The sequence below is a fragment of the Finegoldia sp. P2-F-LR genome (genome assembly GCF_052932265.1).
Map to the genome: position 1 here is coordinate 1 of NZ_JBRFJF010000045.1, position 263 is coordinate 263.

At 44.9% G+C, this 263-nt stretch carries 1 rRNA gene; it reads right to left on the minus strand.

Features of this window, described 5'->3' with window-relative positions:
* Nucleotides 1–263: ribosomal RNA gene (locus tag ACU68W_RS09335) — 23S ribosomal RNA — on the minus strand; the annotation flags it as partial.

A 263-nucleotide genomic window follows, 5' to 3' on the forward strand; every position in this document is an offset into this window, starting at 1 on the left:
TCGCTTTTGCCTTTGTACTCTTTGAATGATTTCCAACCATTCTGAGCGAACCTTTGAACGCCTCCGTTACTTTTTTGGAGGCGACCGCCCCAGTCAAACTGCCCGACTGACAGTGTCCTATTACCAGCTTCATGGTAACTAGTTAGAACTTTAGAATTAAAAGGGTGGTATCCCAACAGTGACTCTGCAAACTCTGGCGAGCTTGCTTCTTAGTCTCCCACCTATCCTGTACATTTAATCCCAAAATTCAATGTCAACCTGCA